The sequence below is a fragment of the Stutzerimonas frequens genome (genome assembly GCF_024448335.1).
GTDB classification, from domain to species: Bacteria; Pseudomonadota; Gammaproteobacteria; order Pseudomonadales; family Pseudomonadaceae; genus Stutzerimonas; species Stutzerimonas frequens.
Window position 1 is genome coordinate 19,196 of record NZ_JAMOHM010000020.1, and the last position, 22,495, is coordinate 41,690.

Annotated in this window: 22 protein-coding genes; 16 read left to right on the top strand and 6 right to left on the bottom strand. The window is 62.2% G+C overall.

All coding sequences use genetic code 11. The annotated features are described in order from the left end of the window. Positions 1 to 226 precede the first annotated feature (226 nt). From NAO55_RS19900 to NAO55_RS19935, 8 genes are all read left to right on the top strand, one after another. Positions 227 to 1,039 carry an undecaprenyl-diphosphate phosphatase gene (locus NAO55_RS19900; RefSeq protein WP_102839908.1) on the top strand — a complete coding sequence of 271 codons (813 nt, stop codon included), beginning with the start codon at positions 227 to 229 and terminating at the stop codon, positions 1,037 to 1,039. A gap of 470 nt (positions 1,040 to 1,509) precedes the next feature. Further along, positions 1,510 to 2,361 carry a putative selenate ABC transporter substrate-binding protein gene (locus NAO55_RS19905; protein WP_102839907.1) on the top strand — a complete coding sequence of 284 codons (852 nt, stop codon included), beginning with the start codon at positions 1,510 to 1,512 and terminating at the stop codon, positions 2,359 to 2,361. Between the two features lie 19 nt (positions 2,362 to 2,380). After that, positions 2,381 to 3,235, top strand: a complete 855-nt coding sequence (locus NAO55_RS19910; protein ID WP_102839906.1) for a phosphonate ABC transporter ATP-binding protein — start codon at positions 2,381 to 2,383, stop codon at positions 3,233 to 3,235. Then, positions 3,229 to 4,062 carry a PhnE/PtxC family ABC transporter permease gene (locus NAO55_RS19915; RefSeq protein WP_102839905.1) on the top strand — a complete coding sequence of 278 codons (834 nt, stop codon included), beginning with the start codon at positions 3,229 to 3,231 and terminating at the stop codon, positions 4,060 to 4,062. Before NAO55_RS19910 ends, NAO55_RS19915 begins: the two co-directional genes overlap by 7 nt. Beyond that, positions 4,059 to 4,826: a phosphonate ABC transporter, permease protein PhnE gene (gene phnE / locus NAO55_RS19920; protein WP_102839904.1), complete on the top strand. Its 768-nt coding sequence runs from the start codon at positions 4,059 to 4,061 to the stop codon at positions 4,824 to 4,826. Before NAO55_RS19915 ends, phnE begins: the two co-directional genes overlap by 4 nt. 84 nt (positions 4,827 to 4,910) lie before the next feature. Next, positions 4,911 to 6,269, top strand: a complete 1,359-nt coding sequence (locus NAO55_RS19925; protein ID WP_102839903.1) for a CHASE2 domain-containing protein — start codon at positions 4,911 to 4,913, stop codon at positions 6,267 to 6,269. After that, the gene (locus NAO55_RS19930; RefSeq protein ID WP_102839902.1) at positions 6,203 to 6,568 is read left to right on the top strand and encodes a hypothetical protein; all 366 of its coding nucleotides are present in this window, start codon (positions 6,203 to 6,205) and stop codon (positions 6,566 to 6,568) included. The genes NAO55_RS19925 and NAO55_RS19930 overlap by 67 nt, the downstream gene beginning before the upstream one ends. 4 nt (positions 6,569 to 6,572) lie before the next feature. Beyond that, entirely contained in the window at positions 6,573 to 8,138 is a 1,566-nt protein-coding gene (locus NAO55_RS19935) for a M48 family metallopeptidase (protein WP_180981628.1), read from the top strand. Positions 8,139 to 8,192: 54 nt separating this feature from the next. On the opposite strand, the gene NAO55_RS19940 is transcribed toward NAO55_RS19935, so the two are convergent. Beyond that, positions 8,193 to 8,510, bottom strand: coding sequence for a DUF2288 domain-containing protein (locus NAO55_RS19940; RefSeq protein WP_102839900.1), 318 nt, complete (start codon positions 8,508 to 8,510; stop codon positions 8,193 to 8,195). 199 nt (positions 8,511 to 8,709) lie between these two features. On the opposite strand from NAO55_RS19940, the gene NAO55_RS19945 reads away from it, so the two are divergent. The 8 genes from NAO55_RS19945 (at position 8,710) to NAO55_RS19980 (ending at position 15,639) form a co-directional block, all read left to right on the top strand. Continuing rightward, a complete protein-coding gene (locus NAO55_RS19945; protein ID WP_102839899.1) occupies positions 8,710 to 9,828 on the top strand; it encodes a branched-chain amino acid ABC transporter substrate-binding protein in 1,119 nt (372 codons plus the stop codon). Between the two features lie 254 nt (positions 9,829 to 10,082). Beyond that, a complete protein-coding gene (livH, locus tag NAO55_RS19950) occupies positions 10,083 to 11,006 on the top strand; it encodes a high-affinity branched-chain amino acid ABC transporter permease LivH (RefSeq protein ID WP_102839898.1) in 924 nt (307 codons plus the stop codon). Next, complete coding sequence (locus NAO55_RS19955; RefSeq protein ID WP_102839897.1) at positions 11,003 to 12,259, top strand: high-affinity branched-chain amino acid ABC transporter permease LivM; 1,257 nt, start codon at positions 11,003 to 11,005, stop codon at positions 12,257 to 12,259. The genes livH and NAO55_RS19955 overlap by 4 nt, the downstream gene beginning before the upstream one ends. Continuing rightward, on the top strand, positions 12,256 to 13,023 hold the full coding sequence (gene livG, locus NAO55_RS19960) for a high-affinity branched-chain amino acid ABC transporter ATP-binding protein LivG (RefSeq protein WP_102839896.1): 768 nt from the start codon (positions 12,256 to 12,258) through the stop codon (positions 13,021 to 13,023). The genes NAO55_RS19955 and livG overlap by 4 nt, the downstream gene beginning before the upstream one ends. 2 nt (positions 13,024 to 13,025) lie before the next feature. Continuing rightward, the gene (locus NAO55_RS19965) at positions 13,026 to 13,727 is read left to right on the top strand and encodes an ABC transporter ATP-binding protein (protein WP_102839895.1); all 702 of its coding nucleotides are present in this window, start codon (positions 13,026 to 13,028) and stop codon (positions 13,725 to 13,727) included. Between the two features lie 171 nt (positions 13,728 to 13,898). Next, positions 13,899 to 14,705 (top strand): dienelactone hydrolase family protein, encoded by an 807-nt coding sequence (locus tag NAO55_RS19970; RefSeq protein WP_102840392.1) that lies wholly within the window; start codon positions 13,899 to 13,901, stop codon positions 14,703 to 14,705. Between the two features lie 95 nt (positions 14,706 to 14,800). Next, positions 14,801 to 15,235 (top strand): hypothetical protein, encoded by a 435-nt coding sequence (locus NAO55_RS19975; RefSeq protein ID WP_102839894.1) that lies wholly within the window; start codon positions 14,801 to 14,803, stop codon positions 15,233 to 15,235. After that, a complete protein-coding gene (locus NAO55_RS19980; protein ID WP_102840391.1) occupies positions 15,235 to 15,639 on the top strand; it encodes an META domain-containing protein in 405 nt (134 codons plus the stop codon). Before NAO55_RS19975 ends, NAO55_RS19980 begins: the two co-directional genes overlap by 1 nt. A gap of 261 nt (positions 15,640 to 15,900) precedes the next feature. On the opposite strand, the gene NAO55_RS19985 is transcribed toward NAO55_RS19980, so the two are convergent. The 5 genes from NAO55_RS19985 to NAO55_RS20005 are packed head-to-tail and all read right to left on the bottom strand — an operon-like array spanning position 15,901 to position 22,492. Further along, the gene (locus tag NAO55_RS19985) at positions 15,901 to 20,286 is read right to left on the bottom strand and encodes a LamG-like jellyroll fold domain-containing protein (protein WP_180981627.1); all 4,386 of its coding nucleotides are present in this window, start codon (positions 20,284 to 20,286) and stop codon (positions 15,901 to 15,903) included. Between the two features lie 11 nt (positions 20,287 to 20,297). After that, entirely contained in the window at positions 20,298 to 20,735 is a 438-nt protein-coding gene (locus NAO55_RS19990) for a pilus assembly PilX family protein (protein ID WP_232244561.1), read from the bottom strand. Continuing rightward, entirely contained in the window at positions 20,716 to 21,597 is an 882-nt protein-coding gene (locus tag NAO55_RS19995) for a PulJ/GspJ family protein (protein ID WP_102839892.1), read from the bottom strand. Before NAO55_RS19995 ends, NAO55_RS19990 begins: the two co-directional genes overlap by 20 nt. Next, a complete protein-coding gene (locus NAO55_RS20000; protein ID WP_102839891.1) occupies positions 21,588 to 22,061 on the bottom strand; it encodes a prepilin-type N-terminal cleavage/methylation domain-containing protein in 474 nt (157 codons plus the stop codon). The genes NAO55_RS19995 and NAO55_RS20000 overlap by 10 nt, the downstream gene beginning before the upstream one ends. Then, positions 22,058 to 22,492: a pilus assembly FimT family protein gene (locus NAO55_RS20005; RefSeq protein ID WP_102839890.1), complete on the bottom strand. Its 435-nt coding sequence runs from the start codon at positions 22,490 to 22,492 to the stop codon at positions 22,058 to 22,060. Before NAO55_RS20005 ends, NAO55_RS20000 begins: the two co-directional genes overlap by 4 nt. Between the last annotated feature and the right edge of the window lie 3 nt (positions 22,493 to 22,495).

Sequence of the window (22,495 nt, forward strand, 5' to 3'; positions counted from 1 at the left end):
AAGGCCCTGATTCTAGCGCCGCACCATCGCGAACGGCCATGTGATCCGCCTTCGGTTCACACCGACGAGCCGTACATCGAGACGACCGACGAGCAAATCGCCAAGCCAACCGGAACGATCCGCCCTCGTGCGCCTCTGAAGGAAGCTCCGAGGCCCGGCCTCATCACGCCACTCAACCACGCGCCCTGCTGCGGCGCGCATTCGAACAGATCGCAGGAAGTACGCAATGGAATTAGTTCAGATCATCGTCCTGGCCATCGTGCAGGGGCTTACCGAGTTCTTGCCGGTTTCGAGCTCGGCTCATCTGATCCTCTTCCCACACCTCGTGGGCTGGGACGACCAGGGACTGGCATTCGACGTGGCGGTGCACCTCGGCACGCTCGCCGCCGTGGTCTGGTATTTCCGCCAGGAGGTGTTCGGCATGACCCGCGACTGGTTTACCTCGCTCGGACGCCGCGAGCGCGTCGGCGACAGTCGGCTCGCCTGGGCGGTGATTCTCGGCACGATTCCGGTGGGCATCGCCGGTCTGCTGTTCAAGGGCTTCATCGAAGTGCACATGCGCTCACCGCTGGTGATCGCCTGGGCCACCATCGGCTTTGGCATATTGCTGTGGTGGGCGGATGTGGTCAGCCGGCGCACCGCGCAACCGCGCGACGAACACAGCCTCTCCTGGAAGGACATTCTGCTGATCGGCTGTGCCCAGGCACTGGCGCTGATTCCCGGGACCTCGCGCTCGGGTGTGACCATGACCGCCGGCCTGCTGCTCGGCTTGTCGCGCTCGGGCGCGGCGCGCTTCTCCTTTCTGCTGTCGATTCCGGTGATCGTGCTCGCCAGTGCGCTGAGCACACTGGATCTGGTCGAAGGCGGCGCGCCCGTGGATTGGCCGGCGATGGGGCTGGGCGTGGTGCTGTCGGCGGTGAGCGCCTATCTGTGCATCCACCTCTTCCTCAAGCTGCTTGAGCGTGTCGGCATGCTGCCATTCGTGATCTACCGACTGATACTCGGTGTCGTGCTGCTGTTGCTGTTCAGCGCTGTCTGAGCAGCCCGCCGCGAATGCCCTGCCGCAGTGATCCGCGGCAGGGAGGTCGAGGTTCGGCCTCAGGTCTGGGGCAGGTCGATAAGCAGTGGCCCGAGCAGAACCACGGCCAGACGCGCCTCGACCAGCATCTTCTCGCCAAGCGGTGCATTGCGCGGGGGCACGGTGTCTGGCGAGCTAGCCTCTATCCGTGCGACCTCCCTGAAGGAATGACCATCCGCCCAGACCATCGTCGTTTTCCGCCGCTTACCGCCTTTCACATTCGTATCCCTTGCCCTGCGCGGGTGGCACTTTGCTGATATTCGGCCACTACAGATTCCTTAGGTATGGCCGCTGAAAAAAGTTCGCCGAGCGAGCCGATTTACTTGCCTGGCGCCGCGCCAAGGCACGGATGGAGCTTTCCCTTGCCGCGATGTGCCGCAGAGGTTCTATAATCCGCGCGCTTTTTCCGCTATTGAACCGGAGAACCCTCAATGCTGAAGCGCTCCCTGGCAGCCGTCGCCGGCCTTGCCCTGTCCCTGTCTATTACGACCACCCATGCCGCTGAAACCCTTCGGGTTTCCGCCATCCCCGACGAAGCACCGACCGAGCTGATCCGCAAGTTCAAGCCGCTGGGCGAGTATCTGGAGCAGCAACTGGGCATGCCGGTGAAATTCACCCCGGTGTCGGATTACGCCGCCGTCGTCGAATCCCTGGCCTCCGATCGCCTCGACCTCGCCTGGCTCGGCGGTTTCACCTTCGTCCAGACCCGCCTGAAGACCGGCGATGCGATCCCGCTGGTGCAGCGCGAGCAGGACGAGCAGTTCACCAGCAAGTTCATCACCGCCGACCCCGAGGTCAAATCGCTGGCCGACCTGAAGGGAAAGACCTTCGCGTTCGGCTCGGTGTCCTCCACCTCCGGCAGCCTGATGCCGCGCTACTTCATGCTCAAGGACGGCATCGAGCCGGAGAAGTACTTCAAGCGCATCGCCTACTCCGGTGCCCATGACGCCACTGCGGCCTGGGTCGAAGCTGGCAAGGCCGACGCCGGCGTGCTCAACGCCTCGGTCTGGGACAAGCTCGTTGCGGCCGGCAAGGTCGATACCGATAAGGTCCGGGTGATCTCCACCACCCCGCCCTACTACGACTACAACTGGACGGTACGCGGAAACCTCGATCCGGCGCTGGTCGAAAAGATCAAGGCAGCGTTCCTCGCCCTGGACCCGGCCAACCCGGAGCACAAGGCGATTCTCGACCTGCAGGCCGCCTCGCGCTTCATCGAGACCAAGCCGGAAAACTACAAAGGCATCGAGGAGGCTGCGCGCGCGGCCGGCCTGCTGAAGTGACGCCACGTTCGCGTCGCTCATGAACAGCCTGCAAACCACCCAGACGCCGGACCACGCCGCAGCGCACGGCCCGGCGCTGAGGCTTGCCGGTGTCGATCACACGCACGCTGGTGGCCAGCTGGCGCTGCGGGGCATCGACCTGGCGGTCGCACCCGGCGAGCGCGTTGCTATCATCGGCCCGTCCGGTGCTGGCAAGACCACCCTGCTGCGATTGCTGGCCACGGCGCTCAAGCCTGACGGCGGCGAAATCGAGCTGCTCGGACAGAGTCCCTGGTCGCTCTCCACCGGGGCTCGCCAGCGCCTGCGCACACGCATTGGCCTGATCCACCAGGCGCCGCCGCTGCCACCGCGGCAACGGGTCATCACCGCGGTGCTGGCCGGTCGTCTCGGCCAGTGGTCGCTCGCCAAAAGCCTGCTCAGCCTGATCTACCCACTGGATCGCCAGGGCGCTGCAGACGCACTCGGTCGCCTGGACCTGGCGGACAAGCTGTACATGCGCTGCGATCAGCTCTCCGGCGGTCAGCTGCAGCGCGTCGGTATTGCCCGCATGCTCTACCAGGGTGCGGACTTGATCCTCGCTGACGAACCCGTTTCGGCTATGGACCCGGTGTTGGCTAGCCACACCCTCGGCCTGCTCAATTGCGAGGCGCAACGGCGCAACGCCACCCTGCTGGCCAGCCTGCATGCGGTGGAGCTGGCACTGGAGCACTTCCCGCGCGTCATCGGTGTGCGGGACGGGCGCATCCTGTTCGACAAATCGGCCACCGAAATCGGCCCGGGCGAACTGGCTGCGCTGTACGCCAACGAGCAGCTCGAACACACGCCGGCACCGGCGCCGGCGCCGCGCGTGCAGCTGAACATTCCGCGATGCTGAACCCCGCGCTCGTTCCTCGCGACCCTGCCGCCACCTCTCGCCTGCTGCTGACACTGCTGGCCGTGGCGCTGCTGTGGCCGGGCCTGCGGTTGAGCGAGCTGGACCTGGGCGTGCTGTTCGACGGCAGCAACGCCGATACCATGGGCAGCTTCGTTTCGGCCTTCTGGCCGCCGGAGCATGGCAGCGAATTCCTCGCCCTGCTCTGGCAGGCGACGCTGGAAACCCTGGCCATCGCCACCGCCGGCATGACTCTGGCGCTGGCCATCGCCATCCCTTGCGCCCTTCTCGCCACCCGCGCGCTGTCGCTTTCGGCGCTCAGCCGAGGCGGCCGTCCGGCCTGGTGGACCCACGCGCTGCGCTGGCCGGTACGCGGCCTGCTGATCGTGCTACGCAGCATCCCGGAAATCGTCTGGGCGCTGCTGTTCGTCCGCGCCGTCGGCCTCGGCCCAACGGCCGGCGTGCTGGCCATCGCCATCACCTACGCCGGCATGCTCGGCAAGGTCTACGCGGAGATCTTCGAATCGGTCGACCCGCTGCCGGCCCGCGCGCTGCTCGGCGGCGGTGCCTCCCGGCTGCAGGCGTTCTTCTACGGCGTGCTGCCGCAGGCCACTGGAGAGATGCTGTCCTACAGCGTCTACCGCTGGGAATGCGCGATTCGTGCATCGGTGGTGATGGGCTTCGTCGGCGCCGGCGGCCTGGGTCAGCAGATGGATCTGTCGATGCGCATGTTCGCTGGCGGCGAGGTGGCCAGCATGCTGTTGACCTTCCTCGCCCTGGTGCTGCTGGCGGACCTGCTCAGCCGGCTGCTGCGCTGGAGGTTCGCATGAGGGTGCTGTCGCGCCTGCTCATCCCGCTGGGTCTGCTCGGTGCCGTGGTGGCAGCATTCGCCTTCCTGCAACTGGACAGCGCCGCGCTGCTCAGCCGCGACGGCCTGACCCAGATGGCTGCCTACGCGTCAGGCTTCATGACCCCGGATCTATCGGCCAGTCATCTGCGGGCGATCGCTCACGGCACGCTGGAAACCCTGGCCATGTCGGCCATTGGCACCCTGCTCGCCGCGCTGCTCGGCCTGCTGCTGGCGCTACCGGCGGCCGGGCGCTTCGGTCTGCTCGCGCAAGCGGCGTCGCGGCTGTTGCTCAATGCACTACGGGCGATTCCGGAACTGGTGTGGGCGGCGCTGATGGTGCTCGCCGCTGGCCTAGGACCCAACGCCGGCACCCTGGCGCTGGCGCTGCACACGGCCGGGGTGTTGGGGCGGCTGTTCGCCGAAGCGCTGGAAAACACTCCGCCGCCCCCCGCCGACGCCCTGCGCCTGGCCGGTAGCGGCCGCATCGCAGCGTTCTGCTACGGCACCCTGCCCTCGCTCTGGCCGCAACTGGTGGCCTACACGCTGTATCGCTGGGAAAACAACATCCGCATGGCCAGCGTGCTGGGCTTCGTCGGCGCCGGGGGCCTCGGCCAAATGCTCTACATGAGTCTCAGCCTGTTCCAGGAAGCCCAGGCCTCGACAGTTATTCTCGCCATGCTGACGATGGTGCTGGCGGTGGACAGTCTGAGCGCCTGGGCCAGGCAGCGCTGGGTAAGAGGCTAATCGTCGCGGCCGACTCCGTTGACTTTTGTGAACTAATTCACCGAACATCCGTGATGTCGTTTTGGAATCATCAAGGATGATGAAGTGCCGGCCCTACCGCGCCAGTTGTCTACGTTAAGAACCGTATTGGCATTACTGGCAATCCTGCTCGATCCCTTCGGCCTGACTACGGCCACCGATGGCGCATCGTCCCGCCTGCTCAACCAATTGCAAGCCAACGCCTACGGCGATGCCGGCGCCAGAGAGCAAATCGCCGTTGTCATCATCGATGACGCTTTTCTGCGCCAGCGCGAAAGCCATTGGCCACTGCCCTACAGCGAACAGAGCAAGCTTTTCCGCCAGCTCCTGGCCTATCGGCCAGCCGCGGTCATGGTTGACCTGATGTACAGCTATGACCACTCCCGCGGACGCAACAGCGATAGCAGCCGACTCCTGTCCAACGTGTTCGAACGCTATCGAGCTGCCGGCGTGCCGCTGTATCTCGCCAACTCCGGCAGCGCTGAATCCAATGCCCTGCCGATCTTTACCGAAGTCAGCGAGCCGGCACTCGTGAGCTGGAGCGGTTATGAAGATCAGTATCCGCTGGCAGCCGAAACCGCGCACGGCTGGATGGACAGTGCGGCCTTCGCGTTGTACCGACGCTACTGCTCAAGCCATGCCTGCCCGCCGCTACCAGCAACGGCGCAGCTCGCCGGGGAGCAGCCGCCGATCGCTCTGCAATGGGGCGGTGACCCGGCGCGAGAGCAGCGTCTGGTGAGCGACGTCAGCCAATGTGCTTCGTCATCCGGACTCTGGAGCAGAATTCTTAGCCAGATTGCTCAGGCAGTGTTCTGGCGCATCAGCGCTCCTGCGGAAGCACGCTGTCCGTATCACCTGACGATTACCGCGAGTGCTCTGGCTACGACCGTACCGGAGGAGCGAGCCTTGTTGCGAGAGCTGCTTGGCGATCGCCTGGTTTTGGTCGGTGCCTCGATCAGCTCCGCCGAGGACCTCACCAGCTCCCCAGTTCACGGCAAGCTGCCGGGCGTTTACGCCCACGCCATGGCGCTGGATAACTTGATCGAGTACGACCAGAAATACATCGCCGCACCACCCCAGCTGTTGAATACCGAAATCGATGTCCTGGACCTGCTCGAGTTCTTCTTTGCCCTGATCACTCTCTGGTTTCACTCGGCCCGCGCAGGACTATCGCCCAAGCATCGCCTGGCGTTCGCGCTCGGCGCGACGCTCTGTCTGCTGCTAATCAGCCTGCTGCTTTATCACTTGCGTGTCTCTCCAGTGAACATCCTTGGCTTGTTGCTGCTGATTGGCGTGCTATTGCCAGAAGAACCGGAATGCCCCTCCCTCCCCTCGACCAGCACACGAAAGGAGTCATCATGCGCACACCCCTCACCCTGCTCTGCGCCCTGCTGCTCAGCAGTACCAGCTACGCGGCCGGATTGACCGTCGAGCAATACACCAACGATCCGATCGCCCTCCTTGATGCGGAGGGTCGTTTGCTGAAGAAGGTTGCACGCGCCGAGTTACCCGCCACACCACTGGCCGCACAGCAGTGGAATGACGATCTTGAACTGGTGCAGGTCGAGGTAGCCGGGCAGCTGGTCTGGCTGGACGGTGTGGATGTCCGCCTGAGTCAAGGCAAGACCGTGCCAATGCCGTGTGCAGCGCTACCCAAGGCCCGCGCAGAAAGCGCAACCAATCTCTCCACCATTGGGTACGGGGCCGGCTGTGCGAAGAACTGATCTATTGCCTAAGCCGGCCGCATTGGCGTCGGCCCTACTGCTGGCTTGTCTCGGCGGATGCAGCACGCTCAAAGGAGCACCCGACGCGCTGATCAATCTTGCCGGGCAAAGCACACAAAGCAGATTCCAGGGCAAATACCTGGAGCAGGAGGAGGTTCGCAGTTACTTCCGCCTCGATCCGCAACACACCCAAAACCTGCGACTTAGCTATGACGGTCGTAACCTGCCAGCCAATGAAATCCGCCAACAGAACGTAGTGCTGATTCCTGCGCTGCAGAACTATCTGCAAGGCATCGTCGAACGCCTCGCCAAGGGTTGGCCTGGTGAACAGCCACAGTTGCGGATAACGGTCACCGACAGTTACTCGTTCGGGCCATCAGCCGACCCGTACGGCAATCTCTACGTGCCGCTCGGCATGCTGGAAAGCGTAGAAAGCGAGGACGAAATTGCGGCGATGCTGGCCCATGAAATGAGCCATGTGCTGCTGCGTCACCATGATCGCCGCCAAGCCTTCAACGAGCAGCGCGAACTGCTGACCAACATTGCCACTACCGCGGTCATTGCGACGATGGTCGCCGACTCTCGTCTGGATCGCGGAGCATCGAAGTGGAAGGTGGTCAGCAAGAATCCGCAAGCCACGCAGAGGGCTATCGGCGATACAGTGCTCTACACCTCTCTCGCCAACACCTTTTCGGACAACGTATGGAACACCGCCTGGGGTCGTGCCCAGGAAGACCAGGCAGATCTGCTGGGTACCGATCTGCTAATCCGCGCGCATTACGCGCCGCGCGGTGCCAGCCATAGCCTGCAGCGACTCAGCGACTTTCAGGGCAAGCAGGAACCCCTCATGGCTGGTTTCATACAGGCTAGACGGAGCGCGATGCAGGATTCGCTGCAGCGCCTCGACCTGAACGGCTTTACTCAGGAGATCAACACGTTCGTCAATCAGGGCCTGATGACCACCGTCAGCGCAGTCGGCCAACACCTCACCCGCTCACACATGTCAGCCCAGCGTCGCGACGACGACCTGCGCCATTATCTGCAGCGCGAGTACGATGCCGAGCGCTACAACCGGGTGAATAAACGGAACTGGCTTACAGTCCGCAACGCGCCAAGCGTGAAAGCCTCACTGGACGCTTACAGGAGCGCCTACGGAGCCAATGAAGCCCTGGCTCAGAAGAATCTCAAGGATGCCCGAACCTTGGCCGAGCGAGCCCTCAAGTCTCCGGTGGCTAACCAGCCAGGCATTCGTCGTAGCCTTTTCAACGTCCACATGGCAACCGGAGACAAACGTCGTGCCCTGGCACAGCTCAACGCGATCAAGGACTGGTCGCTAGCGGGACCGGAAGTCTACGAACAACTGGTTCACTACCATCTGAACAATGGCGATGCAGGTGCAGCCCTTGCGACCATTGAACGGGCTGAACGCCACCTGGGTTCACAGGAACAGTTCATTGTCGAAAAGATGCTCGCCCATAAGCTCAAGAACAATGAGAGTGAACTGCGCGCACTCAGCGAAAAATGCAAGCAGATGCCAAACCGCAAAGAGGTCTGCAAGAAGCTCGGCTAAACCTTCGGGTGCGGGCTGGCTCCACACCTGGCAGCTCGCGAGCCTCGCCCCTTTTCAGTGCAGTGCAGGTTTGCCGACGCGTTCCTGCACCAGCACCCAGGGTGCGACTACCACGGCCCACAGGTCGGGATCGCGCTCCAGCCAGTCTTGCGCCTGCTCGGCAGGCATCTTCGTCAACTGGCCGCTGGTCAGCCAGGCGGCCACCTTGGTCTGATCGTCTTCGGCTACTGCCACCGCCACCTCGACCAGATCGGCCTCGCCGGCCACCTGCAGCAATGCGCCGCGGGCAAAGAAGGGTTGCAGTTCCTGCCAGGTGATCGCTGCGGTTTCGCCCAGCAGCTTGGCATAAAGAGTGCTTGCGTCGTCGGCCATGGGATTCGTCCGTAACGAAAAGGGCGCCATGATACCCGCGCCCCAATTCCCATCAAACGGTTGAATCTGCCGGCTGTGCAAACGGAGGAGACACTTCTACACTGTGCCGGTACAGTTGCCGGAGCGTTTCGGGATGTTCGCCTCTTAACGGCCCTCCGGCCCGCAGGATTCAAACAATAACGATGCAAGTGGAGCACTTATGAAGACCAAGCAGCGTCTTTCGAAAATTTTCCTGGCAATGGCACTGACCGGCGCAGCCAGCTACACCCTGGCCGCCGATACCATCCGCATCGGATTGGCAGGGCCGGTAACCGGGCCGGTGGCGCAGTACGGGGACATGCAGTTCATCGGGGCCGAAATGGCCATCGAGCAGATCAACAAGGCCGGCGGGGTGAACGGTCAGCAACTCGAGGGCGTGCGCTACGACGACGCCTGCGATCCGAAGCAGGCCGTGGCGGTAGCCAACAAGATCGTCAACGACGAAGTGCAGTTCGTCGTCGGCCACCTCTGCTCCAGCTCCACTCAGCCGGCATCCGACATCTATGAGGACGAAGGCATCCTGATGATTACCGCGGCGTCCACCAGCCCGGACATCACCTCCCGCGGTTACGAACTGATCTTCCGCACCATCGGCCTCGACAGCCTGCAAGGCCCGACCGCCGGCAACTTCATCGCCGACCACGTCAAACCGAAGAACGTCGCGGTCATCCACGACAAGCAGCAGTACGGCGAAGGCATCGCCACTGCCGTCAAGCAGACCCTGGAAAGCAAGAACGTCAAGGTCGGCCTGTTCGAAGGCATCAATGCCGGCGACAAGGATTTCTCCTCGCTGATCGCCAAGCTCAAGCGCGAAGGCGTCGACTTCGTCTATTACGGCGGCTACCACCCGGAACTGGGTCTGCTGCTGCGCCAGTCCAAGGAAAAGGGCCTGAACGTGCGCTTCATGGGTCCGGAAGGCGTCGGCAACTCGGAAATCTCCGCCATTGCCGGCCCGGCCTCCGAAGGTATGTACGTAACGCTGCCGAAATCCTTCGACCAGGATCCGCGCAACAAGGAACTGGTCGAGGCCTTCAAGGCCAAGAAGCAGGATCCGAGCGGTCCGTTCGTGTTCCCGGCCTATGCTGCGGTTCAGGTCATCGCCGAAGGCATCGAGAAAGCGGGCAGTACCGACACCGACAAGGTCGCCGAAGCGCTGCGCAGCAACAGCTTCGATACCCCGACCGGCGTCCTGGAGTTCGACGAGAAAGGCGACCTGAAGAACTTCAACTTCGTCGTCTATGAATGGCACCAGGACGGCACCAAGACCGAAGCCAAGTAATTTCCATCAGCCTCGCAAAGCCCACACTCGCTTGTGGGCTTTGTTTTAGCGGGCGGCCCTGCCACAAGCACCGGGCCGTCTTGCCATACCTGTAATCCAGCGAGCGGCCTGAACAGCAGGCCCGCCTCGAACCGGCGCCGTGCGTGATCCGCAGGGGGCCGTACCGCAGTGGCGCCGCGCCAGGGTGGGCGGTGTGTTCGACGTGGGCAGCGCAGCCAGACCGGATGGAATTGCAGGGACTTCGGAGAGCAGTGATGCCTGAGCTTTACCACTACCTACAACAGCTGATCAACGGGCTGACCGTTGGCAGCACCTACGCGCTGATCGCCATCGGCTACACGATGGTGTACGGCATCATCGGCATGATCAACTTCGCCCACGGCGAGGTGTACATGATCGGCTCGTATGTCACGTTCATCGCCATTGTCGGCCTGTCGATGATGGGCCTGGACGCCCTGCCCATCCTGATGATCGGCGCCTTCGTCGCGGCCATGATCGTCACCAGCGCCTACGGCTACAGCATCGAACGGGTCGCCTATCGCCCGCTGCGCGGCAGTAATCGGCTGATCCCGCTGATCTCGGCGATCGGCATGTCGATCTTCCTGCAGAACGTCGTGCTGCTGGCCCAGGACTCCAAGGACAAGGCCATCCCCAACCTGATGCCGGGCAATCTGGTCTTCGGCGAAAGCACCATGAATGGCGTGGTGATCTCCTACATGCAGATCCTGATCTTCGTGGTCACCTTCGTCGCCATGTACGGCCTCACGCTGTTCATCTCCCGCTCGCGCCTGGGCCGTGCCTGCCGCGCCTGCGCCGAGGATCTGAAGATGGCCAACCTGCTGGGCATCAACACCAACGGCATCATCGCCCTGACCTTCGTCATCGGCGCAGCTCTGGCTGCCGTCGCGGCGGTGCTGATCAGCATGCAGTATGGCGTGATCAACCCGCACATCGGCTTCCTGGCCGGCATCAAGGCATTCACCGCCGCGGTTCTCGGCGGCATCGGCAGCATCCCCGGGGCCATGCTCGGTGGTCTGGTGCTCGGCGTGGCCGAAGCCTTCGGTGCCGACATCTTCGGTGATCAGTACAAGGATGTGGTGGCCTTCAGCCTGCTCGTGCTCGTGTTGCTGTTCCGCCCCACCGGCATCCTCGGCCGCCCGGAGGTCGAAAAGGTATGACCGGCAATCTTCGTACAGCCTTCTTCAGCGCCCTGCTGGTCATCGCCGTGGCGGTGCCGGTGTTCGGCCTGAAGCTCACCACCGTCGGCATCCGCGTCGAAGTGCATGGCGCCGAGGCGAGCACCTTCTGGATCATCGCCGCCTGCGCGGTGGCCATGTTCGTCTGGCAACTGTTCCGCACCCATCTGGCCGCCGGCTGGGCGGCCAGCCCGAGCCTGCCGAGCGTGCCAGCCGGTGCCGGTAGCTTCCTTACCCTGCCGTCGACCCAGCGCTGGATCATTCTGGGGCTGATCGTGCTCGCGCTGGCGTGGCCGTTCTATGGTTCGCGCGGCGCGGTGGATATCGCCACCCTGATCCTGATCTACGTGATGCTCGGCCTCGGCCTGAACATCGTCGTGGGATTGGCCGGCCTGCTCGACCTGGGTTATGTCGGTTTCTATGCCGTCGGCGCCTATACCTACGCGCTGCTCTCGCATTACTACGGGGTCGGTTTCTGGACCGCGCTGCCGATCGCCGGGGCGATGGCCGCACTGTTCGGCTTCCTGCTCGGCTTCCCGGTCCTACGCCTGCGCGGTGACTACCTGGCTATCGTGACCCTCGGCTTCGGCGAGATCATCCGCATCCTGCTGCGCAACATGACCGATCTCACCGGCGGCCCGAACGGCATCAGCGGCATCGAAAAACCGACGCTGTTCGGCCTGTCCTTCGACCGCCGCGCCGCCGAGGGCATGCAGACGTTCCACGAGTATTTCGGCATCGCCTACAACTCGGTGAACAAGGTGATCTTTCTCTACCTGATCGCCCTGCTGCTGGTGCTGCTGACGCTGTTCGTGATCAACCGTCTGCTGCGCATGCCGATCGGTCGCGCCTGGGAAGCCCTGCGCGAAGACGAGATCGCCTGCCGCGCCCTGGGCATGAACCCCACCGTGATCAAGCTCTCGGCCTTCACCCTCGGCGCGACCTTCGCTGGGTTCGCCGGCAGCTTCTTCGCCGCACGCCAGGGGCTGGTCTCGCCGGAGTCGTTCACCTTCATCGAGTCGGCGATCATTCTCGCCATCGTCGTGCTGGGCGGCATGGGCTCGCAGCTCGGGGTGATCCTCGCCGCCATCGTGATGATCCTGCTGCCTGAGCTGATGCGCGAATTCAGCGAATACCGCATGTTGATGTTCGGCGCCCTGATGGTGCTGATGATGATCTGGCGTCCGCAAGGCCTGCTGCCGATGCAACGCCCACACCTGGAGCTGAAGCAATGAGCCGCCCGATTCTAGAAGTACGCGGCCTGATGATGCGTTTTGGCGGCCTGCTGGCTGTCAACGAGGTGGGGCTGAAGGTACATGACAAGCAAGTGGTATCGATGATCGGCCCCAACGGCGCCGGCAAGACCACAGTGTTCAACTGCCTGACCGGCTTCTATCAGCCGACCGCGGGGGAAATTCTCCTCGACGGCACGCCGATCCACGGCCTGCCCGGCCACAAGATCGCCCGCCAGGGCGTAGTGCGCACCTTCCAGAACGTCCGCCTGTTCAAGGACATGACGGCGGTGGAAAACCTGCTGGTGGCGCAACACCGGCACCTGAACACCAACTTCCTCGCCGGTCTGCTGAAGACGCCGGCGTTCCGCCAGAGCGAACGCGAGGCCATGGAGTTCGCTGCACACTGGCTGGAACAGGTGAACCTCACCGACATCGCCAACCGCCCGGCGGGCACCCTCGCTTACGGCCAGCAGCGCCGCCTGGAGATCGCCCGCTGCATGATGACGCGCCCGCGCATCCTCATGCTCGACGAGCCGGCCGCCGGCCTGAACCCGAAGGAGACCGAGGACCTCAAGGCGCTGATCGCCATGCTGCGCGACGAGCACGGCGTCACCGTGCTGCTGATCGAGCACGACATGAAGCTGGTCATGAGCATTTCCGACCACATCTACGTGATCAACCAGGGCACCCCGCTGGCCAACGGTACGCCCGAGCAGGTCCGCAACAACCCGGACGTGATCAAAGCCTATCTGGGAGAGGCGTAAGCATGCTGACTTTCGAAAACGTCTCGACCTTCTACGGCAAGATCCAGGCCCTGCACGACATCAACGTGCAGGTCGAACAGGGCGAAATCGTCACCCTGATCGGCGCCAACGGTGCCGGCAAGTCGACCCTGCTAATGACCCTCTGCGGCTCGCCACAGGCGGCCAGCGGAAGCATCCGTTTCCAGGGTGAAGAGCTGGTCGGCCAGCAGACCTGCGACATCATGCGCAAGGCCATTGCCGTGGTGCCTGAAGGGCGGCGGATCTTTGCTCGTCTGACCGTTGAAGAGAACCTGTCCATGGGCGGTTTCTTCACTGGCAAGGCCGATTTCCAGGAGCAGCTGGACAAGGTGCTCGGCCTGTTTCCGCGGCTCAAGGAACGCTATCAGCAGCGCGGCGGCACCATGTCCGGTGGTGAACAGCAGATGCTCGCCATCGCCCGCGCGCTTATGAGCAAGCCCAAGCTGCTGCTGCTCGACGAGCCGTCGCTGGGACTGGCGCCGATCATCATCCAGCAGATCTTCGAGATCATCGAACAGCTGCGCGAGGATGGCGTGACGGTGTTCCTGGTCGAGCAGAATGCCAACCAGGCGCTCAAGTTGGCCGACCGCGGTTACGTACTGGAGAACGGCCACATCGTCATGCAGGGTAGCGGCGAGGATCTGCTGACCGATCCGAAGGTGCGCGACGCCTACCTGGGCGGCTGACACCGCAACCATGCTCGACGAACGAAGCCCTGCCAGCCGGCGGGGCTTTTTCGTTTTCAGCCATCCCCATCGCGCCGCCAGACGAACCCGGGCGCTGCGCGTCCAGTCGAACACCCGCTATTCTTCGTCGAACCGCCTCTTTCACCTCATGCCCGTCAAGGAGACCTCATGATGCGCCACTGCCTACTCGGCCTGCTCATGGCTGCCAGCGTCACTGCCAACGCCGCGGTACAAACCCAGGAAATCCACTACACCGCTGCCGATGGCACCAAGATGATCGGCTATTACGCCTACGACGACGCCATCGAAGGCAAGCGCCCCGGCATCGTCGTGGTGCACGAATGGTGGGGCCTGAACGACTACGCCAAGCAACGCGCCCGCGACCTCGCCGAACTCGGCTACAGCGCCCTGGCCATCGACATGTACGGCGAAGGCAAGAACACCGAGCACCCCAAGGACGCCATGGGCTTCATGCAGGCCGCCTTGAAGGACGCCGATGCGGCCAAAGGCCGCTTCAATGCCGGGCTGGATCTGCTCAAGGAGCAGGCCCAGACGGATACCGACAAGCTCGGCGCGGTGGGCTACTGCTTCGGCGGCAAGGTGGTGCTGGACATGGCGCGCCAGGGCGTGCCACTGGACGGCGTGGTCAGCTTCCATGGCGCGCTAGCCACCGAAACCCGCGCCGCGCCGGGCAGCGTCAAGGCGCGCGTGCTGGTCGAGCATGGTGCCGAAGACAGCATGATCAGCAGCGATGACATCGCCGCGCTGAACGTCGAGATGGTCAAGGCTGGCGCCGACTACCAATTCGTCAGCCTGCCGGGCGCCAAGCACGGTTTCACCAACCCCGGTGCCGATGCCCATCAGAAGAATGGCCTCGACGTGGCCTATCAGAAAGCCGCGGACGAACGCTCCTGGCGCGACATGCAGCGCTTCTTCGAGGACACCTTCGGCAAGTCCAACCCCGCTCCGGCACAGTGATCTTCGATCCCTCACGCTCGATTCGTCCCGGCGGCGCGCCTGCCGCCGGGGCTCGTGCTAGCATTGCACGCACAACTCAGCGTCGAACACGAGTCATGGCCGAACACGACTTCCGCTACACCCTGCTCAACCCCGCCCACACGCTCACCGAATGCCGCGCCCTGGCGCCGGGCCGCTATCAGGTCACCGGTAATGGCGGTTCGATTCGCAGCGGCGACACCCTGCTGGTAACCCTCAAAGGCAGCCGCGACCTTTCCCAGCGGCTGACCGTTGAAAAGGTCCGTCACCTGATCAACCCGCCCGGGCAATGGATGGCCGTGGCCAGCGGGCCGGTATTTCGCGAGCTGGCAATCCATAACTGGCAGGTCGACTGCAATGGCTGCGGCAAACAGCTGGACTTCGAGTTCGCCGTCGACGCGGCACTCGGTGCAACGGCACAAGCTCCGGCTGCCGAAGCCCGTATCGCCGAACTCGGCTGGGCCAGCCGGGACGGTCAGCATTTCTGCCCCACTTGCAAGGAAGCTCGATGATGCACCGCTACACCATCCCGTTGCTCGCCATCACGCTGGCCGCCTCCGGCTGCGCCGTGGAACCGCTGACACTGCAGAACGATGTCACCTATGTCGCCGAGTGGATCGGTGATGATGCGGTGGTCGGCCGCACGCCGGTTTCGCTGACCCTCTCGGCCGAGCGCGCCTACGGCAATGCCGGCTGCAACCACTGGTTCGCCAGCTATCACCTGGAAGGTCAAACCCTGCGCTTCGAGAACATCGGCAGCACGCGCAAGATGTGCATGCCAGAGCTCATGGAGCAGGAGCAACGCTTCCTCGATCTGCTCAGCCGAGTCGAGCGCTGGGACGTATCGAACATCGACCAGTTGCGCCTGTGGCCAGCAGAGGGCGCGCCGATCCGCTTCTGGCCCGACCAGAACTGACGCGCCACAATCGGGCACAGCAGCCAGCGCTGCACCGAATCCGAACGCAGACCGTTACCTCGACCCGCCGACCAATCGCAACAGCGCGACCGCCGCCAGGCAGATCGCGCCCTTGGCCGGCCACCGAGACTGAAACGAAACTGGCACACGCAGTGCATAGACTCTAGCGACCAGTTTCGGGGACCTCGGTACAGGCAGGCCGGGAATCCCCTCTTTTATACCCAAGCAAGAAGGCCGCTCCCGGGAGCGGCCTTCTTGCTTCTAGCGATAAACTTCGCGGCGAAAAATCAGCGGTGGCGAGCCGCGGTATATGCCAAAGCTTGCCAGCCCGGTTGCAGATTCTCTTCCTCCACCGACCCAATCGTATTTAAGCCATTCGGGCATCAGCGGCAGCGCAACCTTGACGTTGCCCTGATTGCCCTGTCCCGGCGCACTCAGCCCTATAACGCCATTGCCGCCAAGCAGCATGCTCACCTTCGCCAAGGTTTCCCCCTGCGAAAGATCACCGCTGAATGCCTGCAGCGAAGGCTCGCCTACCGTTACAGAGACTGTGCATTGATCGTTCTCTGGTCTGAAGCCTGAGGTTGTTCCAAGTGCCTGCCAAGTTTCGATAGTTATGGGTAAATCCAGTCCCTGCAATTCCGAACCGTGAGCGTTACCGAGTGATAGCCGACCAAGTCGAATTTCGCTGCCAGGACTCTGCGTAAACTCGTAATTGTATGATTGACAACCAAAGCCAGCCGTCGAGTAACAGGCTCCATCCAGATCCGTTAGGCCCGCTGCCGTGAGTGTCTGTTCCACTACAGCAACGAAGGGAAGATCATCTGGCGAAGGCGCGGCGCCCGGTTCGTAGATAAGCTGCTCACCGGACCATCGGTACATCCGCGCACCATCACCGTCGTCCATACCCTCCATTACCTCACTAGAAGCTCCCTGCGTGATCAACCGATCATCCAATGACTTCTTGCCGACGACCGATCGATACGCCTCACGTGTCGGCGAGCCCAACCGCCAGAACGGCCCGCGATCATAATTGTTCGTGACCGACCCGGCGCTGCTGTAGCCGGTCACCGTTACCTGAGGCTCGAAACCCGGTGCAAAGTCGATAGGCTGCCCCTGATAGCTGAACGCACCGCAACTTGGAGTAAGGCTGGCGACCGCGGCCACCCCTAGACGAGCGGGGATAAAGCGGCCAATGAGGTTGCTGACGCCGCCGTCGACGGACTCACCGAGGTAACTGACGCCTTGATTCGGGCTGGCGGTGAGCTGGAAGATCCCAACCTCGGAAATGCTCTGTGCCGCCACAGTAGTCACTTCGCCTAAAGCATGGTTATAAGATCTAGCGCTGAGCGCCCCGGGGTCACCGCCAGCTGGCGCCATCAGCGTCTGTTCCAACTTGAACGCACCGCTCGCGGCACTCAGCGCAAAGTTCGGCGTGGTGATGTTATCTACTAGCGATAGTGCGGTCCGCGGCTCACTGTCAGAGCCGCCCCACCCTACCGCCCGGAAGCGCACCGGAAACGGCTCTCCAGCCGCGATGAAGACTTCTCGACATTCATCTATCGTCGCTCCATTGCAACGTTTGTTCGGCGCGCGCTTGTCGATATCCGTCTCGATGTGGATTCCGTACGGTTTGCTGACGAACTGATCTGCTCCCAGCATGACCAGCCCCCGCTCGTCGCCCTCGGTAGGCGCATATCGAACGTTGAGGTTCATCCTTCCTGCATCGGAATAGCTGACAGTAAGGGGAGCTTTAGCCTCGGCATCGAACTTCAAGGTCAGCGGAGTGAACCCGGTTGCCGAACCGGTTGGCGTCGTACTGATCGGCGTTTCGTTAATGCTAACCGCCCGGCTGCCGGTACTCGGCGAATCGTAGGTGACATTAAAACCAATACTTTTGGTCCCGTCGCCAAACCCGGCCACGCACTTCTGCGGGTCCCTTGGGTCAGCCTTGACAGCGCGTAACCAGACATTGGATTGAGGGCGGTTGGCGATGAGTGTTGGTACGTCGACGATAAACCCGCTCTCCACGCCTACCAGTTTGCACCCAACCGTGGAGCAGGTGGTTTCGCCGAAGGACAGAGCCGGGGGCGTGGATCCGCCGACCCCAATTGTCGCATCCCCAGGGCGGGTTACTTGAACCATAGCTTTTGCAGTCCCGCCGGAAAAACTCAGCTGGTTACCGCCCTTCCATACTGCACCTTCGGCGGTTAGAGCCGCCGTTACAGGGTCGCTGTAGACCTGAGAGCAGTCCGCATTCAGGCAGGCGGTAACCGTGACCTCCTGCGGATTACAGGTCAGTGACGGAGAGACATAGCGGAGATCGAAGTGGTGGATCTGTTGGCCGATGGACTGAATTTCCGTCGCGCAGACATTGAGATTGTCGATTTCGTGGATGTTGGTCGACGCACCGGTGGAGCCTGTAAAAGACAAGAAGAACCGATCTGGCATCGCCGGCTGGCCATTGCCGGCAGCCATGACGTTGTACTTGTTGAGGTTGGGCAGAACCTCAAATCCCGAGTCCGTCTTGCGTTCTACCGTAACTAGTGCCTGGCCTTCATTCCGTGCATCGACGGTTATCCTATACCGATGCCCGGGCGCTGCACTTTTACTGCTCGCATCGTCAACACCCGGGCGGAGCGAGCTTTCCGTGCCGGCCAGGTAACGGTAGCCAACGAGCCCATTGCCCGCGCCTCGCACGCTTACTGAGTCTGGTATCCGGTCGGTTCGCCCCCCCTCGCGCCCTTCGCCCCGGGTAGAGAAGTTACCGTACTCGTCTAGAGCGATCCCGAGCCATCCGCCCGCAAAACCGCTGACCTTATTCGCGTTGTCGTTGAGTTGCGCATACCCTAGTGAGCCACCGAATCCCCCCGGCTGAGGGGTCTGAGTAGCGTCGGACAGAATCACTGCGATGCCATCGGCACCAGTGCCGTTATATGCGTAGTAATCAAATTCAACTTGGATGAAGTTTCCCTGCGCCGGGAAGAGCCTTTGCAGAGCCGTAGCGGTAGCTACGTTAGTAGCGTTACTGGTCAACCGGAGACGCTCGCCGTAAACAGCTGGCGTGAACGCCGTCCTGCCACGGCTGGAAGCTACCCAATCGTTACTGAGCGCGTCATCGAAGGTATCGCCGAAGCATTGGAGCCGACGCGAGCAAGCGTGTCGTTCCACTGCCAACGCGGCAACCTCACTATCGCTGAGAGCGCCGTCATAAATGCGGAGCTCATCCAGTTCACCGTTGAAATAGCGGCCAGCCAACTGGTCCCACCCCAGTTGCAACGGATCGGTGTTGGCCACCGGTGTTCCAGAAAACTTCGCCCTCCCAGCCTCGGCACCGTTAATGAAAATCCGCTGATCACCAGGCGTGTAACGGATTAGAACATGACTCCACTCCCCGACTTTTAGCGCTTTGTTGCTGTTGAAATGGACCGTTGAAGTCGGCCCGGTGGTCCGCCACCACCAGTTCACCGTACCGTCGGGGTTCAGATGAAATTCGTAGTTCTCGTCTTTTGAAAGGATCGACATGAGATCAGTAGGAGGAAGGCTTCTGGGCTTAACCCATAACCCGATCGTGAAACTATCTTGCAGAGTCAACAGATCATTGTGGGGCGTTTGAACATACTGTTGTGCAGCAGATCGGAAGCGCCCATATCCACAGGTACCAAGATTACCCTCCTCTCTTAACGCAGGCTCGGCAAAGTCAGTCATGGCACCGTTAACTGACCGACCCGCAAGTCCGTTTCCTGATGCATCCTTGACCTCACCGAGCGCCCCGGTCCAGCTCCCTTCGTCGAGCAACCAGCTCAACCGAAGCTCAGTGGGTTTGGCACAGCTACCAGTTGGTGCCATATACACAACGGTCGCATTCGAACCTAGTGAAATGTTCGCAGCTGTCACGGCGCCGTAGAGCGATGATGTGTCCCCAAGAGTGACGTTTTGCTCACTGTATAAATAACCGCTAATGGTTGAGTTAGTGCCAAAACCGACATTCTTGTAGCCGTAGAAGAAAAGCTTGCTTGAAGCCCCGGTGCTCTCGTTCGCGGGTGAATTGAGCAATGAGCGTTCTCCAAAGCTAGCCGAGTCACGAACGAACAGTCGTACTCTTCCGTTGCCAACGACCTGAATCTGCGAAGCCTTGCCGGTATTGAGCGACCCGATCCAATAGTCGCCAGCCGAAAGTTCAAGGATGGCGTCATCCGCCATCCGCACCTCTTCGATATAAAAATTTTGGCCTCCGCTGCGGACAGCCAAGCGCGCACGCTTCTTAATGTCCCAAACTCCATAGCGGTTGCGCGAATCAGCATCCAGCTGCTCTTCTCGGTTAGGAAGAACAAGCACATCCTTCTGACCAACGAAACTTGGAAAACTGCCTGCCGACTGCAACGGACCGTTAGTGCCACTAGCTTGGCACTGCTTCGTCGTACAGGTTGGTGCAAACAACGACCAAAGCCGATGTCGGTAAATTGCCCCGGCATGTAGCACACCATCGGGACTACCCTGCAATTGGGCGAAGCCGTCAAAAGAGATTTGACCACGGTTGTAACTCTGCAGGCCGTCCGGGAAATTCTCCGAACAGATTCCCACGTCGGCGCTCCAGGCCAGCCCGGAGCAAACCAGGGCGAAACAGACGAGCAGAACGTCACGCATGGCTCTCTTCATCAGGGTTTCCCTTCCACCACGGCACTCAATTGTCGATAGGCATAGTCCGCTTTCGCCCCAGGCTGGCCGTTCTCGGCAGTAGCGATGAGGCGATATAGACTGATACTCGCGCCGGCGGCGTCCAGGTAGTCATCCCGGTGGCACTCGACGCGCAGGACGAAGTCATCGAGGCCACTGCCGCTGAGCGTCGGCGACGCGCCCGAGGCGCAGCTCCCCCCCTCGAGAGCCCGCGCAATACCCCACTCCAAGCCCGCGTTGGCGGCCTGATAGGCACGAGCCTGTTGAATGGAGAGGCTGACCGTTCCGTGTTGGGTCGTCGACAGTCGAGCCATCGTCAGAATGATCAGCGCCACGATCACCATCAGAAACAGCGCAGCGACCAGCCCGAAGCCGGCCGCGCGTCTCGGGAAAGGGCGGTCAAGGTGCATTGTCGACATGGACCTGTTGCGTCAACCGAAGGGTTTCGCCAGCATGGGTCATACCGAGCGAGAGGCTCAGCAGTCCACCGCGCTGCGCTGTACCGGCTCGGTAGCTGAACTGACACTGCGTGACATCGCTGGCGAGCACTTGCGGCGCTGACCCTGGCGGCGGAGACGAGGGCAGGCTCGCGAGCAGCTGGTTATAGCTATAGCGCACCAGCTGCCCATTCTGGCAGCGATAACCCACTACGCGCTCAGACAGATACAGGCGTCGTTGCGGCGAAGCGAAGGCGAAACGGAAGCCTCCGCTGGGCAAATTGCCAAGGGCGATGAGCGACTCGTCAGTCGGCGCACCACTGCGAAGCGAAAAGGTCGTGCCGGTCGGCGTAATAACCCCGGGGTTACCGCCGGCCCATAGATTTGCCCCCGCGACGGGAGTCGTGCCTGATTGCGCGCCAACGTTGTAGAGCACCATCCAGCGCGCACCGGACAGATCGAGCGAAGGCGTAAGAACCTGCACCGAATCACAGGTGCCATCGACTGTGGTGCTTCCGCAATTGGAAGCGGCCTCGCCAAAGCGCAACCCGTCACTGTCGTTGCGGTTGGGCCTGTAGCGCGCTGCGCTATGAATTAGCAACAACTCGAAGGCTTGGCCGTCCGCTGAAACCCGCAACGAGTTGGGAACCGCGAGGCGTACATCGCGCGCCATACGCTGCATGGCGCCAGCACCAAGGTCTACCAGCTCGGCACGACGACTCTGCGCCGCGAAGCTTTCCATCGGCCGGCCCAACACCGTTGAAATCATCACAGCCACCAGGCCGGCCAGTGCGATGACCATAACCAGCTCCACCAGGGTGAAGCCGCGCGACTTCAGGGGCATAGACTTGCCCCCGAGGCGTCCGTTTCGCCGTAGCAGGTGCGATAGCCGCTCAGCTGCAAAGTGGCGCCAGACGGATCGGTTACGCTGACGTCGATGCGCAGGGCCTGAACGCCGCTCCAGGCGTCTGGGCCGTTCACCGAAACGGCGACGTTATAACCTGCCAAGTCAGCAATCGCAATACCGAAGGCATCGTGCGGCGCCTCGGAAAGCCCAGCATAGTCGCGCACATCGTTGAAACAGGCACGCGCCGGGCTGCACGCCGCGTTCGCCTGCGGGGCAAACGCCTGCAATTCAATTTCTTCCAGGTAGGCCTCGGCAATCGCAAGACTCTGCTGACGCAGCATCGGATCGGCAGAGCGCCCGGTGATAGCAGCCATGGCGGAATAAAGTGCAGCAGCGGCGATACCGATGATCACGATGGTGATCACCAGCTCGACCAGCGTCATGCCGCGCTGGAGTTTCATTGCACCAGCCCGGTTTCGGCGGTCACGCTGAAAGTGAACGCACCAATGGAGGCGCTCGCCGCGCTGGAGGGACGCCCCAGCGAGTCGAACACCACAGGAAAGTTGGTCGTCGACACCGAAACGCCCGCAGGCACTTCGGTGTTGGCGAAGGGTGTCTGGCCGTCCGGCCCCTGCACTTCGGCGCTGAAGCCGCCCGAAGTGCAGTTCGCCGCTCGGCGCAGACGATAGCCACCCGCGCCCAGGCTGACCTGGGTCAGGCAGCCGCTGGCCAGGGCCAGCTTCTGCGCATAGCGCACGGCCGAGACCGTTTCTTCAAAGAGCAGGCGTTCGTCGAACACCTTTCGATCGAAGAAACGCGGCCCCACCACAGCGGCTAGGATGCCGATGATGACGAGTGTCATGATCAGCTCGACGAGGGTGAAGCCGCGCATCCG